The sequence below is a fragment of the Shewanella sp. GJ50-10 genome, from assembly GCF_055808815.1.
Map to the genome: position 1 here is coordinate 813,605 of NZ_JBVVSS010000001.1, position 16,589 is coordinate 830,193.

Sequence of the window (16,589 nt, forward strand, 5' to 3'; positions counted from 1 at the left end):
AACGTCACTAATAAAAGGTTAGTGACCAATACTGTTAAGGTGCTGAATTAACATCATTCGAACCTCAGTGGTGGTTTCACTGTGCCAGAAACCGCCCACATAAGCCCACAATGGGATCATAAATAACAGCATCAATAGTAGAACAGCTAAGCCTCTGGCTGACATCTTAGTTCCCCAGCGGGTGCTGAAATGCAGGGCTTCATTTTTAGGGCAAGCTGAAATACAGCTCATACAGGCTTGGCATTCATCACTACGAATGGTGGTTTGAGTGTGAACAATAATGTTAGCAGGGCAGGCGCGGGTACACTTGTCGCACTTCATGCCTTTGCCTTCTATTAAACATGATTCAGTGCTGCGGCGAATTTTAAACGGACTTAAAAAACTCACCAAGCCTAGCAGAGCGCCGTATGGGCAAATGTAACGACAAAAGCCTTGTCTTTTCCATGCCGCTAAACCAAGGATAATACTAAAACACACTAAGCTAATTGCAGTGGGATTTAAGAAAAATACCGCCATCTTCAAATCTGCCACTTTATGATAATAGCCATCAAGATAATGTGGAATACTTGCAAGTGGCATAGTGAAGACTAATAAAATCAGCGCCGCCATTAGCAAGTATTTAAGCATTCTAAGTATCCAATCTAACCAAGCTGGTGGCGCAAATTCTTGTTTAATAAAACGCTTTCTGAGGGCGTAAAGGTAATCTCCAGCTAAGCCTAATGGGCAAGCCCAGCCGCAAAAAGCGCGTTTACACAATAACCCTGTTAATACCACTACCACTAACATTACCGCAGCGGCTGGATGGTTTTGATCCCATATACCTAAACCAATAATCGCTTTTAATTCAATTCCGCCCGCAATCGGCAAAAAGGCATCGCCAATATCGGGGCGAACCAATAACGGTTCAACACCGGATTTAAGCATGGCGGCATTTATCGCAAATTGAACGCCTACCAACAGCATAGATAACGCCAGCAAATGCCTTATCATTTCTCGCAAATCATCGGCTTTATTTCTGCCTCTGGCACTTTCACCAACAATGCTGCCGCCCTGAGCTAATGCAGGCTGAAATTTATTAAATAATGGCAATACCACTAAGGATACTGCTAGGCCAACAAATAACGGCCAATGAAGGGTCGTCGCAAGTGCTGCAGTGAGTACACCTGCACTAATGGCAGCGCCCCATTTTTGCTTGCTCCAATAAAGTAGGCTGATGCTATAGACAAGGGCTAGCATTAAGGTAATTGATTCGATAGTGCTCATGAGATGACTTTAATAAAAGAGTGAATACCTATAAGAGATAACTTGGGTCATTGAGTTCGAGTTAATATGTTGCTTTGTGAATTAGTCCATAAAAACAAGCTAAAAACGTGCAAACTAATTGCTCAATGTCACTTACTTGGTATTAACAACTGTGTGGGGCTAGAAATATTTATTTGATGTGTTAGGTCAAGGCTGCTTTCATTTTTTTAACAGGCTTTACACTAGAATTGAGCGTTAATGGCGAAAATAGAAGTTTAATTAGTATGATAAATAAAGTGGGTTAACGCCAAATTTGAAGTTAACCCGTTTGAATAACTTGTTAGTTCATTTTAGGATCTGAGCGCTTAACTGCTGCACCATCAGCAAAGTTTGCGACTTCAGTAATAATGGCTCCCTCAGGGCCAGCCATTTGCCAATGCTTTGAAAGCACCTCTTTAAGGTTATGGAAATCACCAGGGTTCGCCTCAATTATATTTTTAGCGTGAACCTCACCATCCATATGAATTTGAGGGATTTTTACTTCAGGGAATTGTGCCATGTTATCTTCACCAATTCCGGCAATGTAGCTTTTACCCCAACGAACTAACCATCCTTCACGCTTAGCTGCAGTGGTTTCGCCATCAACATGCCAATGCTCAGCTAGCATTTGATTTGGCAATAAAAAGATATCTAACAGCATGTATAAGTTGGTTTGGTTATTCTCGTACATTAGCCCAGATAACCCCACTTCAGCGAAGCGACCGCTGTTATAGTCCATCACAAATATCTTCTCACGCATGCCTTCAAAGGTCGGATAACCATGGAATTCAAGCATGGCGATAATGGCATCTTTAGCTTTTTCTTCTAAAAACTCACCTTGTTGATTGTAAAAGTAATCGTTACTGAAACTGATACTTTCTAAATCATTAACTGTTTGATGAGTAGGTGATTTACTAATTTCTAGATCTTTAGCAGTGCTTACTGCTGAAGTGAGTAAAAGGGCACCTACCATACATAGTACAGAATAGCGTGATATTGCTTTCATATATTTGAGGCTCTCAAGTTAGCTAACATTAAAAAGGTTGTGATTTAATTTTGACTTTAATCTGTATAACTTTCTCATTTGCTCGCAGCCCATGGGAAAGGCTCAAAGTAATGAGGGAATAAAGCGTTATAACTATAAGCTTAGGTAAGGGCTATTAGTATTACAAATAGGTTTACTTTACGTTACTTTACCTTTTTAAGATGTTTTATTGAGATAGGTAGTTTTATTGAAAGCGATTGGTTAAAAAAAGAGGTGAATTGAGTTAAAGATAAGTCATCATCTCTCTTTAACTCAATGAGTTATATTTCCTCAGAATTGGCATCAACAATGCGCTGCAGCCTTTCTTGTTCTTCTTCACGGGCAGCGTTAATCTCTTCAAGTACTGAATCGACATCGGCGATGTGTTCGCTTTCTGCAAATTCACCTGTTAGCACTGATTCAGGAGTAAGCTCGCCAGCTTCAAATAATGCCCACATTTCTTTGGCATATTGGGTGTTTGCAAGCTCTGGGGCAAACTGACTGTAGTAGTTGGTCATGTTGTTTACATCACGGGCAAACATCCACACAGCGTTGTTGTTTGCTGCGGCATCAACGGCTTGTGGTAGGTCAATGATCACAGGGCCTTTGTCATCGACCAGCACGTTAAACTCAGACAAATCACCGTGGATTAACCCTGCACACAGCATTAATTTTGCATATTCAATCATACTGGCGTGATCGCGAATGGCATCTTCTTTTGAAAAGACAACATCGTTAAGTCTTGGGGCTACAACACCATCACTGTCGGTGACGAGCTCCATAAGTAGCACACCCGAAAAGCAACCATAGGGTTCAGGTACACGAACGCCTGCAGCAGCGAGTTTATATAGCGCATCGACCTCAGCATTTTGCCAAGCTTCTTCTTGCTGGTCGCGGCCGAATTTAGAGCCTTTTTCCATGGCTCTGGCACGGCGACTATTGCGGACTTTACGTCCCTCTTGATATTGAACGGCTTGTTTAAAGCTGCGCTTATCGACATCTTTATAGACTTTTGCGCAGCGAATATCATCGCCACAGCGCACTACATAGACACTGGCTTCCTTGCCGCTCATTAATTGGCGCAGGACGTCGTCGACTAAGCCTTCTTCAACCAGAGGTTGGATTCGTTTGGGGATTTTCATTGCGCCGTTATACCGTAATTAGTCCCTATATGGAATGCTCTATCAGTAGAATTGACATAAAAGATTAGCTTTAATTGATATGCAGCTTTTAAGTGTAAACATAGGCTTGTGATAGCTAAGCTGTACGGTTGCTTGCTATCATTAGTATATTAAATTGAAGTTAGTGATAATTAACGCCTGAATCGGCAAAACGAGCCTAGATTTGTGAAGACTTATTTTGATGAGTAGGCACAGATTCAGTTGGCTACTATTACTTTCTTATACGTCTCTTATTGGCATTATCAATACCGCATAGTCGGTTACTGGGATCTCTCATGATTGAATTACAACAAAATAATCCGCTACATGGTTTAAAGTCTGAAACCATGGTGTCTGAGTTAGTGGACTTTTATGATTGGAAGATTTTGTACGCAGCACTGCGTTTAGAGTGTTTTAACAATAACCCAAGTTTAGAGTCTTGCCTTAAGTTTTTAAAAAAACCGAATGGGCGCGCGAGCGAGTAGAGAGCTTTTATCTGTATCGTTTTAAAAGCATGCCAAAAGGCAGTGCTGCGCAGTTTGAACTAAAGCCCCGTGAGCGTGGTTTTGCTGACGGTATTGTGCCTCGCAAACCTCAAGAGTTGACCGTTGAACTGATTGCAGAAATGCGCGAGAAAGCCACTGCCGATTACGAAGAAATGAAGCGTAATAACAGTCGCCCAAAACAATATGGAAAAGACAAGCCCAGAGCGCAAGATAACTATGCACAAAACAAGCGTAGTGATAAAAATCGACCAGCGCCGTCACAAGACCCAAGTAATCCTTGGGGTAAGTAGTTTAAGATTTAATGCACCAACAGTTCGCCTTCAATTAGCTCACTAAGGCATTAGTGAGCTAATTTAACTCAGTAAAACCCCACCTTGTAAACCTAGCTAATTATTCAATCTTTTTGCTTTACTCTCTATTTTTACATATCGGTGAAGCTTTATGCTCGTCCCTGAATTCAAATAACAAACGTAATATTGGTAATGCAAGTCAATTTAAGATGTGTTGTCGGTGTACTTGTGGTTAGTATGGATTGAGTAACACTAATATACCGAGACAAGTGATGACGACAATTTCAAACGCGATGAGTGGACGTATCTGGGCAATGTTGATTTTTCTCTCCATATTATGGGGTGGATCGTTCTTCTTTATTGGAGTTGTTGTTAGCGAGTTACCACCGCTTACTATCGTGACATTACGTGTGGCTATTGCCGCCGTGACGTTATGGTTGATTTCACTTGCTTTAGGTCATAGACCACCTAAAAGCCCTAAGATTTGGCTCGCTTGTTTAGGAATGGGTTTACTCAATAACGTTATTCCTTTTGCACTTATCGTATGGGGGCAGACTCAAATTGCATCTGGGCTTGCTGCTATTTTAAATGCGGCGACGCCTATTTTTGCGGTCATGGTTGCTGGATTTTTACTGCCAGATGAACGTCCGACAAAGCTTAAATTGTTTGGTGTTGCCATTGGTTTTATTGGTGTGGTTGTGATGATTGGTTTACCTGCACTCGAAGGTTCAGCGAGTTTGTTGGCACAGCTGGCTGTGATAGGAGCTGCACTGTCCTATGCTTTTGCTGGGGTTTATGGCCGTCGATTTAAAACAATGGCAGTAAACCCAGTCATTACGGCGGCGGGTCAAGTGACGGCATCAAGCTTGATATTACTGCCTATTACATTAATGGTTGATGGTCCGATTGATATATCAAGCGTCAGCAATCATGTATGGGCTGCTATGGCTGCGTTATCGATTGCTTCAACCGCTATCGCCTATGTACTTTATTTCAAAATACTCGAAGTCGCGGGCGCGACTAACGTGCTTTTAGTGACCTTGATGGTACCTGTTTCAGCTATTTTATTGGGTTCAGTATTTTTAAATGAATCGTTAGAGGCGATACATTTTGTTGGGATGTTGCTTATTGCACTGGGGTTATCGGCTATTGATGGCAGGTTATGGCAAAACGTTAAACTTGTTGGCTTGAATAAATAAGCCTTCAACGATAATCATCTTATAGTTTTTGAAAGTGCGCTGTTAATCGTTCAATGAACACCTTTACTCGCTCTGGTAAGTAACTTCGACTTGGGTATACCAGATGTAAATCAGCGCCTTCTATTAAGCTGTGTTTATGAAAGTCCTGCATATAGTCATCTAAGATAACCACCAAACGCTGATGTTTGATATCGTCTGCGACATCGCAATATGATTTCAGCGCGATACCAGCCCCTTCAACTGCCCAGCGCCTTACCTGTGCGCCATCATTGGTTGAACGGGCAGGCTTTATGGCAACGGCAAAGTTTTGCTGATTGTTATCTTTGCCTTGTTGAAAATGCCAAGTAATTAACGGCTCAACTACCCTAACTAAGGCAAGGCAATCGTGATGGCTTAAATCTTCGGGCGTGTTAGGTACGCCTTTTTTTTCAAGGTATTTGGGCGAGGCGCACAATACACGATGGCTGTGGAATAACCTTTTCGAGATTAAGTTACTGTCAGGTAGCACGCCATAGCGAATGGCCAAATCAAAGTTTTGTTCAGAGAGGTTCATAATGCCATCGGTCAGGTACAAGTAAGGCTCAACACTTGGGAAGTCTTCGACAAACTGATTAATGACAATGTTGATATGTTGCTGACCAATATCCGATGGCGCGGTAATCCTAAGCGGGCCAGATAACGTTGCTTTACCCGCTTGTAAGCGAGTTTCGGCTTGTTCTACTTCTGCTAAAACCCGCTCGCAGGCTTCATAAAAGGCTCGACCTTCTTCTGTTAGGGTGACTTGGCGGGTAGTTCGATTAAGTAATCGAGTGCCATAACGTTGTTCTAGTCCATTCATTCGCGCAGTCATTCGCGCCGGCGATAAACCCACGGCTCGGCCAGCAGCCGCTAAGCCACCGTTTTTTATCACTTTAACAAATAAGTCCATGTCGCCAAGTTTATCCATAATGCCCACTATTCTGAAAAACGGAATACTTATTTAGTATTTGTATCAATTGTTTTGTTTTTAAGCAAAGACTATTTTTGTTGTTAGAAGTGATTAAAACCGAGGTAATTAAGATGACTACAAAAAATAAAATGCCCCTTGCTGTATGGGTATTAACACTGTCGGCGTTTGCGATAGGTACAGCTGAATTTGTGATTGCAGGCATACTGACTCAAGTGGCTGAGTCACTGAATATTAGTGATGGTCAAGCTGGTCACCTCATTACCGCATATGCAATGGCGATTGTGATTGGTGGACCTATTCTGACCTTGTGGCTTGCCCGTTATGATAAAAAGAAAGTCCTAATAGGCCTAATGGGGCTGTTTATTGTTGGCAACCTTATCACCGCATTTTCAAATGATTATTCTGTACTGTTGTTAAGCCGCGTGTTGGCAGGGCTGACCCAAGGTCCTTTTTATGGCATTGGCGCAGTGGTAGCCACCCAAATGGTTGCCAAACAGTTTGAAGGCCAAGCGGTAGGGCAGATGTTTGCCGGTTTAACCTTAGCAAATGTACTTGGCGTACCAGCTGGTGCTTATATTGGTAACACGTTTAATTGGAACGTGACCTTTATTGTGGTGGCAGGCTTAGGTGTATTGGCTGCGATAGCTATCATGTTAATTATCCAACCTAAACAGCAGGCAGCTTCTGCCGCGCCAACCAGTGTCAAAAGCCAATTAAGTGCTTTTAAAGACAAAAACTTATTGGCAAGTTTAGCGATTACCACGCTGGGTTGGGTCGGTTTTATGACATTTTACGGCTACATTGCGCCAATAGCAGAACAAGTTGCTGGTTTTGACCGTTCTTCTTTAACTTGGATATTAGTATTGGTAGGTATCGGTTTAGTCGTAGGGAATGCTTTAGGTGGTAAGTCTGCAGATAAGAATTTGAGCCGCGCTTTAGTTATCTGGCCTGCAGCAATGATTTTATCGTTAATCGTATTAGGGTTTGTCGCTTCAAGTCCTTGGGCCTTTGTTGCCGCAGCGTTTGTGTTTGGTGTGGTGTCGTTTGCCAATGTACCTCCAATGCAAATGCGGGTAATGAAGTATGGCGCAAAAGCACCAGAGTTAGCGGCAACAGCTAATATCTCAGCCTTTAATATAGCCAATGCATTAGGTGGCATTATTGGTGGAGCGGTTATCGATAGCAGTTATGGCGCAGCAGGAATTCCATTTGCAGCTGTGATTATTCCGATTGTCGGCTTGCTATTTATTGTCAGCCAAGAACGAAAATCGACTGTAAACAAGTCTGAATCAAGTGAAGAGTTACAAACGGCTGAGTGTCATCATTAATTCTACTCAGTTTCTAAAAGGAAGTTTATAAAGCTTGAGCTTACATAATGGCAGTAATCAAATAAGACCTTTTCAGTCGATTAGGTCTTATTTTTTTATTCCCAACCTTTTGGCCAGTCGATGTAAGTTTCCTGTATCTAAGCCGAGTTCGCGCGCTGTGGCAGACCAGTTTTGTTGATTTTGCTGGTAGCTTTGTTGAATTAGCTGTTTTTGAAAGTCTTCGGTGGCCTGTTTGAAGTTTTGACAGCTGATGTTTGCGCTGGTATCAGAGTTATTGCCAGCCGAGATATCGGTTCCTGAGCTACTATCATTTGAGCCATGAGCACTTGAGCTATTATCATTCGAGCTTTGCAAATTAATATGCTCAGTGTCGAGGGTGATTTGCTTTATATTCTGTCTATTATCAGCAGTTAATGGCGTCTTATTACTTGCTTTTGCTAATACCGCTGCGCGGCTAATTAGGTGCTCAAGTTCGCGAATATTACCCGGCCAAGTGTAGTCTTTTAAGGTTTGAGTCAGCGACTCACTTAAACGAATATTGCTGAGATTTAGCTTACGACACATGCGCTCTGCAAAGAATCCTGCCAGTAGAATGACATCACCTTCACGTTCTCGAAGCGGTGGCACTGCGATGGGGAAGACGCTTAAACGATGGTATAAATCGGCTCTAAATCTACCCGCTTTAACTTCTTCGTGCATGCTGCGATTAGTCGCAGCAACGATACGGGTATTAACGGTTATGTGGCGGTCATCACCCACACGCTGAATATCGCCGTATTGCAGTGCCCGCAATAATTTAGCTTGCAACGATAGTGATAGCTCGCCGATTTCATCTAGGAACAATGTGCCGCCATCGGCTTGCTCAAACTTACCTTTGCGGTTACTGATAGCACCAGTAAACGCGCCTTTAACATGACCAAATAACTCACTTTCTGCTACCGATTCAGGTAAAGCAGCACAGTTTAAATACACTAGTTGATTGCTTGCACGGTTTGATTGCTGATGAATAGCACTGGCGACCAGCTCTTTACCAACACCGGTTTCCCCCATGATAAGTACAGTCAAATCGGTATTGGCCACGGCATTTATTTGCTCTTTTAGCGCTTGCATATTGGTTGACTTGCCAATCATTTCTATTTTGTCGTTGCTGCGAGGGGTCAGAGTTTGGCTTTCAATGGCTGAAACACTGGTTTGTTTTTCTAACTGTTCGATTAATAACGCCGTGTGCAAGCCACTGGCAGCAAGGGCACTGACAAAACGTAAATCTTCGTTGCGCAGTAAATCGAACTGACCAGGGTCAAAGGCATCAATGGTAATCGCACCAATGAGGCGGTCGTCAATCAGCAGTGGTAATCCAATACATGAATGCACTTGCAGCTTTTCATCATGGTTTGAGATTAAGCCATCATAAGGATCCGCAAGATGGCTATCAGCTGGGAATCGAACGATATCGCCAGCGCGAGCAATGGCTTCAAGGCGAGGGTGGTCATCGATGACAAAGCGGCGACCGAGTACATCATCCGCTAACCCGTTGGTGGCTAAGGGAGTAAATTGTTGATCTTGATATAGCAGCAGTGCGGAAGCATCGCAGTTTAATACTTGGCGAATGGTGGCGAGTAAACGATCGAATCTATCGGGAGTTGTGAGCCCTGAGTTTAAGTCTTGGGTAATATTTTGCCATTGCACCATTAAAGAAATCATCAGCAGTACTCTTTCGTCCAGCGAGTTAATTGAAAGTTTGTCAATATGACAATTGTAGTGTCATTTAGACAAAAGTAAAGTTTGTCATTATGACAGTGATGATTGAGCTGATATTCGCCAATTCTTTACTTTTTAATGAGTTACATAATTGGCACGCCTAGTGCAATTACTCAAATAAGAAACGAAGTAACCAATTATTTAACTCGATTACTATTTGAAGCACTAGGTATTAGATTATGACTATTCAGGTAAAAAACAACATTCATTGGGTCGGACAACGTGACTGGGAAATTCAAGATTTTCACGGCACAGAATATAAAATGACCCGCGGTACCTCTTATAACAGTTATCTTATTCGTGAAGAAAAAACCGTATTAATCGATACCGTCGATCATCGTTTTAGTCACCAATTTATCCAAAACTTAGCAATGGAAATTGATTTAAACACGATTGACTACATTGTGATTAACCATGCTGAAGAAGATCATTCAGGCGCGCTATCTGCGTTAATGGAAAAAATTCCTAATACACCAATTTACTGTACTGAAGCAGCAATCGATTCCATTGTGGGTCATCACCATCACCCAGAGTGGAACTTTAAAACTATTAAAACCGGTGACAGTTTAGATATTGGTAACGGTAAACAACTTATCTTTATCGAAGCGCCAATGCTGCATTGGCCTGATAGCATGATGACCTACATGACCGAAGATGCGGTGTTATTCAGTAATGATGCCTTTGGTCAGCATTACTGTGACGAGCATTTATTCAATGATGAAGTGGATCAAAATGAGCTTAAAGAGCAATGCTTGCGTTACTACGCCAACATTCTTACTCCGTTCAGCAGTTTAGTGACTGCCAAAATCCATGAAGTATTAAGCTTTAATGTGCCAGTGGATATGATTGCTACCTCACACGGTATTGTATGGCGTGATAACCCAACTCAAATTATTCACCAATATCTTGAGTGGGCAGACAATTATCAAGAAGACAAAATCACCATTTTCTACGATTCAATGTCAAACAACACTCGCATGATGGCTGATGCCATTGCCCAAGGGATCCATGATGTTGACCCAGGTGTAGCGGTAAAAGTTTTCAATGTGTCAAAGCATGATAAGAATGAAATCTTATCGCATACCTTCCGCTCGAAAGGGTTATTAGTGGGATCGTCGACGATGAATAACGTGATGATGCCGAAAGTTGCTGGCATGCTCGAAGAGATTACCGGCCTCCGCTTTAAAGAGAAAAAAGCCGCTGCATTTGGTAGTTATGGCTGGAATGGCGGCGCCGTAGACCGTATTCATGCACGCTTAACTGATGCAGGTTTTGAAACCGCTTTAAGCTTAAAAACAAAATGGCGACCAGATGGCAAGGCAATGCGAGAGTGCCGTGAACATGGCCGTCAAATCGCTAAACAGTGGGCGCTTCAGCCACTATCAGCGACTGAACCTGACAATCAATTAAATACCCAACAAAGCCCAAATGATACTCAAGCTGAAGCACATCCTGCAGATTGTCAGTGCATGATCTGTACTGTGTGTAATTGGATTTATGATCCTGTGATTGGTGAGCCAAATCAAGGTGTTGAAGCGGGCACTCGTTGGGCTGATGTACCTGATTATTTCCTCTGTCCTGAATGCAACTTAGGCAAAGATGTATTTGCTGAGCATAACGCTTAATTTTCGCTATTTGTATTTATGGGTTAATGGGTCGAGGGCACGATAATGACAGCTCCAATTATCATAATAGGCAGTGGTTTTGCTGCCTATCAATTGATTAAAAACATTCGTAGACAAGATAGCGAAGTGGCTATTCAAGTTTTTACTGGTGATAGCGGTGATGAATATAACAAGCCTGATTTAAGTCATGTATTCACTAAACAGCAAGATGCAGATGCCTTAGTGCTGCAAACAGGCGCTGCATTTTCAGAGCAATACAAGGTAAGTCTATTTGCTAATACTTGGGTTGATGACATTGATACCCAAGCACAAAGTATTTTCGTTAATGGGCAAGCATACACATATTCGAAATTGGTTTTCGCTACAGGCGCCAGCGCTTTTGTACCACCAGTGTTAGGTGATGGCGCAGGAAAGGTACTGACGCTAAATAGCCTTGCAGAATATAAACGCTCGCAAGAGCAGATTAACAATGCTAATGCGGTGTTGATTATGGGGGGAGGACTTATTGGTATTGAGCTTGCTATGGATTTACAAGCCAGTGGTAAGCAAGTGATTGTGGTTGAACCCAATGGCAGAATATTGGCTAATGTGGCCCCCGATTTTGTTGCACTCAAACTTGAGCAGCAGTTACTAAATGGTGGGGTGAGATTATCGTTAAATGATGCGGTTACTAGTGTTCAGCTACAAGATTATCTATCTGGCTCGCACAAACTGAATGTGGTGACTAAAGCGGGTAAACAGTTTCAAGTTGATTGCGTGATATCTGCTGCTGGGCTTAGACCTAACACTCAGTTAGCTAAGCAAGCTGGAGTCGATGTTAATCGCGGCATTATGGTCAATAGCCAATTGATGACCTCAGATAGTCAGGTTTATGCTTTAGGTGATTGCGCCGAGATAAATGGCAAAGTTATGGCTTACTTACAACCGATAGTACTTAGTGCCAATGTTCTCGCTAAACAGCTTTTAGGACAAGAGTCTGAACTTAAATTACCGCCAATGATGGTGAAAGTGAAAACACCTTCATATCCGATTCAAGTGGGTGGCCAATTTAGTGCTGACTCTGCTTGGAAGGTTAACTTTAATCAGCAAAGTGTCAGCGCTGAAGCCTTTGATGAAAATGACAATATGACAGGGTTTGTGGTCACGAATAACCATGTGCAGCAGGCGTTTTCGTTATTGAGAAAAGTATCTTAACGCTAATACTGAACTAGTGCAGGCGATCAATAAGCTTGCTTATGAGGAGATTTATATGAGCCATCAAGCTATTAACAGCTATGAGCGAATTGATAACAGTCATGAACCTATTGCTAACAGTCATCAAAGAATTCCGAGCTCTTGGACTATCCAACGCTCAACCCCATTTTTTACCAAACAAAACGTACCAGCGGCTTTACTCAGTCACCATAATACTGCCGCAGGTGTATTTGGTCAGTTATGTGTCATGGAAGGTGTTGTGACTTACTTTGGCTTTGCTGATTCAGAAGCCACTGACCATGAAGTTAAAGTGGTTATTCCAGCAGGCCAATTTGCAACTAGCCCACCAGAGTATTGGCATAGAATTGAGTTAAGTGATGATGCTCAATTTAATATTAACTTTTGGTCCGCCACGGATAAGTCTGGCGAGAAAATGTTTAACAGCAAATAAGGCTTGAGTACTGGTGTCGGTGATATTTCATCATTCATATAATGTGACAGGTATATTGACCTGCAATTGATGTAGGTCAATTTGTTTGATGCTTTATCTTGGCTTAGGTTAATTTACTGACAATATTCGCTATGCTAATGATAATTGCACAATAGAAAGTAATGCTGTTTTAATCTGATATCAGACTGGAGGATGCAATGAATAATGCGCTACTCATAGTGCTGTTAAGATGCAGTATTTGTTGTGGTTTATTGCTAATTTTAACGGGGATTTATCTACATAATTTTAATGAAACCGTTGAAGCGATGGGAGTGAAGGGCATAATTGTTAGCGCTGTTTGCGTCGCCGTTGGTATGGTGTTGTCTTTACCAACAAAAATGTATTTAACTCTATTGTTGGTTGAGCATGAAAACCAGCTTGAGCAAGCTAAGCTCGAACAAGTCAAAAAAGCATCCTGCGATAAAAGTCCGTCTGATTAAACCTTTCTCTTTTCTTTTACGTATCAACAGACATTATGTATTGCGCTGGAAAGCACTATGTCTGCATATCGCTCACTCTATTTATTTACTCAAGATTTAAGGCTACAAGACAACTTAGCCCTATCGGCATTACTGCGTCACTGTGGGCAAATCAAAAGCGCTCAAGTCCAATTTGTTTATATCTTTGATGAAGGTTTATTAACCCCGCAGTTTTGTCAGCATACGTCGCTAGGCCCCCACAGACAGCATTTTATTGAACAGTCGATAGCTGATTTATCTGAGCAATTACAGGCATTGGGGCATGAACTCATTGTCCGTCATGGGCATCCACTTAATGAAGTGCAACAACTCGTTGAAGAGTTGCGTATCGATGCGATTGGTTATTCTGAATCAGTGGGTTGGAATGAAAGACAATTTTTCACTCAGTTAAAGCATGCTTTACCGCAAGTCGCGTTTATCAGTGAATGGAGTAATAGTTTATTTAGCCTTGAGCAAATGGATAGCTTAGGATCTGATTTAGCAAGTTTTTCACGCTTCAGAAAGCAATTTGAGAAATCCAATTTAACCGTATCACCGCCGTGTCAGACTTGGATAGATGAATTGGTTCCTGCTATTGCTCCTGGAGCGACTTTCACAACTACTTCTACAGTTACTGCCACAACTACTTCTACAGCTACTTCTTCAGCCACTCCTTTCGCAGATTTTTCTTTTTGTCAGAGCACAGAGCCTACTTCTTTCAAAGGTGGAGAGTTGCAAGCTCTTGCCCATGTTAGCGATTATTTCCAATCTGACTTACCCAGTTGCTACAAAGAGACTCGAAACGCATTGGATGGGGTTGATAACTCGACTAAATTTAGCGCTTATTTAGCTCAAGGCAATATCAGTCCAAGACAAATATGGGCGGCGGTGAATCGATATGAACAAAACTTTGTAGCCAATGACTCCACCTATTGGATTAAGTTTGAGCTACTTTGGCGTGAATATTTTCATTGGCTTGCACTGCAACGTGAGCAGCAATTATTCCGCTTTCAAGGCAGTGCGGCGACCAAGCCATTAACGAGTTTTTATCCTAAACGCTTCAAAAAATGGTGCTCAGGTAATACGCCTTATCCACTCGTTAATGCCTGTATGCGAGAGCTTAATGCAACAGGGTATATGTCAAACCGAGGTCGGCAAATAACCGCTAGCTGTTTAGTCAATGAACTTGGCCTTGATTGGCGTTATGGTGCTGCATATTTTGAATATATGTTGGTTGATTATGATGTCGCCTCAAATTACGGCAATTGGCAATACATTGCAGGTGTTGGGGTAGACCTAAGAGGTGGACGCTCTTTTAATCTCAGTAAACAAACGCAGCTATATGATCCTCAAAGTAAGTTTATTAATAAGTGGTGTATAGGGACTGAAGTCGCAGAGCAGCTTTTATCACCGCTTGATGCAATGGATGGCGCTGATTGGCCTGTCGCCGCCAATAATCCAATTAAAGCGGATGATATGAACTCTAAGGTTAGCTCTAAGATTAACAGGACTCAGATTAACAACTCATTAGTCGATGAGGGGCAAGCTTCATGAGTAGTGTTAAAACTGTATTAGCAGAGAAAACCTGCCTAGTTTGTCTGCGTCCGTTTAACTGGCGTAAAAAATGGCAAAGAGACTGGGCGAACGTTAAATACTGCTCTAAACGCTGCGCGGGTAATCGCAACAGGAGCCAAAATGATTAATCCTAGTCGATTACGGTTAATTCTTGGCGATCAGCTTAATGCTTCCCATTCTTGGTATGCGGAAAAGTCGAAGGACACCATATATGTCATTGCTGAGCTTAAACAAGAAACCGACTATGCTCGCCATCATGGCCAAAAAGTGTGTGCTTTTTTTGCCGCAATGGCGAGCTTTGCTATTGCGTTACAACAAGCTGGCCACCAAGTGTTGCACCTAACCTTAGATGACACCCATGAGTTTGATGATTTACCCGCTTTGTTAGATTCCCTTATCGAGCGTTTTGGGATCGCACTGCTTGAGTATCAGCTTCCAGACGAATACCGTCTGCGTAAACAGTTAGCGGATTACTGCAGCGCTTTACAGCTTGATACTCAAAGCTATGAAACTGAGCACTTCTATTTATCAGATGCTGAATTAGCAGATTACTTTACCCCTTCAACAAAGCATCGAATGGAGCATTTTTATCGCAAGATGCGTCAGCGCTTCTCCTTATTAATGGAGGGCAATACGCCGCTTGGTAATCAGTGGAATTATGACGCTGAGAATCGACAAAAGCTAAAGAAATGCGATTTTGATGATATTCCCGAACCACTGATATTTGCTAATGATGTGAGTGATATTATCGAGCGATTACAGCGCCATAAAGTCAATGTTATCGGCAAATTAGACTCTGATTTGCTATGGCCTGTGACGCGTCAGCAATCAACTGAACTGTTGCAGCACTTTTGTCGATATTGCTTACCACGCTTCGGTCAATTTCAAGATGCGATGACCTCAAAAGCTGATAGTTTATTGGTTCAGCGTCAATGGTCTTTGTATCATTCAAGGCTGTCTTTTGCGTTAAACAGTAAAATACTCAGCCCGCAGCAAGTGGTGAATAGCGCTTTGGAATATTTTTTCGCTGCAAATGGGGATATTTCATTAGCGCAAATTGAGGGCTTTGTTCGGCAAATTGTTGGCTGGCGTGAATTTGTCAGAGGAGTTTACTGGGCTAACATGCCTGAATACGCCCAATTAAATCATTTGGCATCCACAAGAGCTTTACCGCAATGGTTTTGGAACGGTGATACCAAAATGAATTGTCAGCATCACGCCATTAAGCAGTCCCTTGATTATGCTTATGCGCATCACATTCAGCGCTTAATGGTCACTGGCAATTTTTGTTTGATTGCAGGAATTAATCCTGACCAAGTTGATGACTGGTATCTAGGGATTTATATCGATGCTATCGAGTGGGTAGAAATGCCGAATACTCGTGGCATGAGTCAATTTGCTGATGGCGGCATTGTAGGCTCCAAAGCCTACGCCGCAAGCGGTAATTATATCAATAAAATGAGTGATTATTGCCAAGACTGTCACTATCAAGTGAAGGCGATTGATACAGAAGATGCCTGCCCACTTAATTCTCTCTATTGGCATTTTATGGCCAAACATCAAGCTGCATTTAGCGCGAACCCTCGAAACCGCATGGTATATGGCAATTGGCTTAAAAAGCCAGAGGCTGATAGAGCTCGAATCCTGCAACACGCAGAAGGGTTATTGGAACAACTTGATAGCCTTTGACTCAACAGTGGTAACGGCTTTCAGCTCAGGCCAATGAGCAAGATGAATATATACAATTTAAAA

General features: G+C 42.2%; 14 protein-coding genes and 1 pseudogene. 10 read left to right on the plus strand and 5 right to left on the minus strand.

What is annotated here, in order from left to right; translation table 11 throughout:
• Nucleotides 1-18: 18 nt before the first annotated feature.
• The 3 genes from AC0L4E_RS03260 to AC0L4E_RS03270 form a co-directional block, all read right to left on the minus strand.
• Complete coding sequence (locus tag AC0L4E_RS03260; protein WP_473677984.1) at nt 19-1,263, minus strand: 4Fe-4S binding protein; 1,245 nt, start codon at nt 1,261-1,263, stop codon at nt 19-21.
• 319 nt (nt 1,264-1,582) lie between these two features.
• A complete protein-coding gene (locus AC0L4E_RS03265; protein ID WP_473677985.1) occupies nt 1,583-2,287 on the minus strand; it encodes a cupin domain-containing protein in 705 nt (234 codons plus the stop codon).
• 299 nt (nt 2,288-2,586) lie between these two features.
• On the minus strand, nt 2,587-3,447 hold the full coding sequence (locus AC0L4E_RS03270; RefSeq protein ID WP_473677986.1) for a PA4780 family RIO1-like protein kinase: 861 nt from the start codon (nt 3,445-3,447) through the stop codon (nt 2,587-2,589).
• Nucleotides 3,448-3,761: 314 nt separating this feature from the next.
• Here AC0L4E_RS03270 and AC0L4E_RS03275 point away from each other — a divergent pair.
• Nucleotides 3,762-4,261: pseudogene (locus AC0L4E_RS03275) on the plus strand (VF530 family protein).
• Nucleotides 4,262-4,533: 272 nt separating this feature from the next.
• A complete protein-coding gene (locus tag AC0L4E_RS03280) occupies nt 4,534-5,460 on the plus strand; it encodes a DMT family transporter (protein ID WP_473677987.1) in 927 nt (308 codons plus the stop codon).
• 19 nt (nt 5,461-5,479) lie between these two features.
• Here the strand turns inward: AC0L4E_RS03280 and AC0L4E_RS03285 are convergent, their stop codons facing one another.
• Nucleotides 5,480-6,406, minus strand: a complete 927-nt coding sequence (locus AC0L4E_RS03285; RefSeq protein WP_473677988.1) for a LysR family transcriptional regulator — start codon at nt 6,404-6,406, stop codon at nt 5,480-5,482.
• Between the two features lie 113 nt (nt 6,407-6,519).
• Between AC0L4E_RS03285 and AC0L4E_RS03290 the strand changes: the two genes are divergently transcribed.
• The gene (locus tag AC0L4E_RS03290; RefSeq protein ID WP_473677989.1) at nt 6,520-7,737 is read left to right on the plus strand and encodes an MFS transporter; all 1,218 of its coding nucleotides are present in this window, start codon (nt 6,520-6,522) and stop codon (nt 7,735-7,737) included.
• Between the two features lie 87 nt (nt 7,738-7,824).
• Here the strand turns inward: AC0L4E_RS03290 and norR are convergent, their stop codons facing one another.
• Complete coding sequence (gene norR / locus AC0L4E_RS03295) at nt 7,825-9,438, minus strand: nitric oxide reductase transcriptional regulator NorR (protein WP_473677990.1); 1,614 nt, start codon at nt 9,436-9,438, stop codon at nt 7,825-7,827.
• A 236-nt stretch (nt 9,439-9,674) separates the two neighbouring features.
• Between norR and norV the strand changes: the two genes are divergently transcribed.
• The 7 genes from norV to AC0L4E_RS03330 all read left to right on the plus strand — a co-directional run bounded on the left by norV (nt 9,675) and on the right by AC0L4E_RS03330 (nt 16,526).
• Complete coding sequence (gene norV, locus AC0L4E_RS03300; RefSeq protein WP_473677991.1) at nt 9,675-11,120, plus strand: anaerobic nitric oxide reductase flavorubredoxin; 1,446 nt, start codon at nt 9,675-9,677, stop codon at nt 11,118-11,120.
• A 45-nt stretch (nt 11,121-11,165) separates the two neighbouring features.
• Nucleotides 11,166-12,314, plus strand: coding sequence for an NADH:flavorubredoxin reductase NorW (gene norW / locus AC0L4E_RS03305; protein ID WP_473677992.1), 1,149 nt, complete (start codon nt 11,166-11,168; stop codon nt 12,312-12,314).
• A 55-nt stretch (nt 12,315-12,369) separates the two neighbouring features.
• Entirely contained in the window at nt 12,370-12,765 is a 396-nt protein-coding gene (locus AC0L4E_RS03310) for a TehB family protein (protein WP_473677993.1), read from the plus strand.
• A gap of 197 nt (nt 12,766-12,962) precedes the next feature.
• Nucleotides 12,963-13,244, plus strand: coding sequence for a hypothetical protein (locus AC0L4E_RS03315; protein ID WP_473677994.1), 282 nt, complete (start codon nt 12,963-12,965; stop codon nt 13,242-13,244).
• 57 nt (nt 13,245-13,301) lie between these two features.
• Nucleotides 13,302-14,816 carry a DASH family cryptochrome gene (locus tag AC0L4E_RS03320; protein WP_473677995.1) on the plus strand — a complete coding sequence of 505 codons (1,515 nt, stop codon included), beginning with the start codon at nt 13,302-13,304 and terminating at the stop codon, nt 14,814-14,816.
• Nucleotides 14,813-14,965 (plus strand): DUF2256 domain-containing protein, encoded by a 153-nt coding sequence (locus AC0L4E_RS03325; protein ID WP_473677996.1) that lies wholly within the window; start codon nt 14,813-14,815, stop codon nt 14,963-14,965. Before AC0L4E_RS03320 ends, AC0L4E_RS03325 begins: the two co-directional genes overlap by 4 nt.
• Complete coding sequence (locus AC0L4E_RS03330) at nt 14,958-16,526, plus strand: cryptochrome/photolyase family protein (RefSeq protein ID WP_473677997.1); 1,569 nt, start codon at nt 14,958-14,960, stop codon at nt 16,524-16,526. Before AC0L4E_RS03325 ends, AC0L4E_RS03330 begins: the two co-directional genes overlap by 8 nt.
• Nucleotides 16,527-16,589 lie beyond the last annotated feature (63 nt).

Coding starts and splice junctions, on each gene's coding strand:
- AC0L4E_RS03260 (WP_473677984.1), bottom strand. CDS start 1,263: ATGAGCACTATCGAATCAATTACCTTAATGCTAGCCCTTGTCTATAGC.
- AC0L4E_RS03265 (WP_473677985.1), bottom strand. CDS start 2,287: ATGAAAGCAATATCACGCTATTCTGTACTATGTATGGTAGGTGCCCTT.
- AC0L4E_RS03270 (WP_473677986.1), bottom strand. CDS start 3,447: ATGAAAATCCCCAAACGAATCCAACCTCTGGTTGAAGAAGGCTTAGTC.
- AC0L4E_RS03280 (WP_473677987.1), top strand. CDS start 4,534: ATGACGACAATTTCAAACGCGATGAGTGGACGTATCTGGGCAATGTTG.
- AC0L4E_RS03285 (WP_473677988.1), bottom strand. CDS start 6,406: ATGGATAAACTTGGCGACATGGACTTATTTGTTAAAGTGATAAAAAAC.
- AC0L4E_RS03290 (WP_473677989.1), top strand. CDS start 6,520: ATGACTACAAAAAATAAAATGCCCCTTGCTGTATGGGTATTAACACTG.
- norR (WP_473677990.1), bottom strand. CDS start 9,438: ATGATTTCTTTAATGGTGCAATGGCAAAATATTACCCAAGACTTAAAC.
- norV (WP_473677991.1), top strand. CDS start 9,675: ATGACTATTCAGGTAAAAAACAACATTCATTGGGTCGGACAACGTGAC.
- norW (WP_473677992.1), top strand. CDS start 11,166: ATGACAGCTCCAATTATCATAATAGGCAGTGGTTTTGCTGCCTATCAA.
- AC0L4E_RS03310 (WP_473677993.1), top strand. CDS start 12,370: ATGAGCCATCAAGCTATTAACAGCTATGAGCGAATTGATAACAGTCAT.
- AC0L4E_RS03315 (WP_473677994.1), top strand. CDS start 12,963: ATGAATAATGCGCTACTCATAGTGCTGTTAAGATGCAGTATTTGTTGT.
- AC0L4E_RS03320 (WP_473677995.1), top strand. CDS start 13,302: ATGTCTGCATATCGCTCACTCTATTTATTTACTCAAGATTTAAGGCTA.
- AC0L4E_RS03325 (WP_473677996.1), top strand. CDS start 14,813: ATGAGTAGTGTTAAAACTGTATTAGCAGAGAAAACCTGCCTAGTTTGT.
- AC0L4E_RS03330 (WP_473677997.1), top strand. CDS start 14,958: ATGATTAATCCTAGTCGATTACGGTTAATTCTTGGCGATCAGCTTAAT.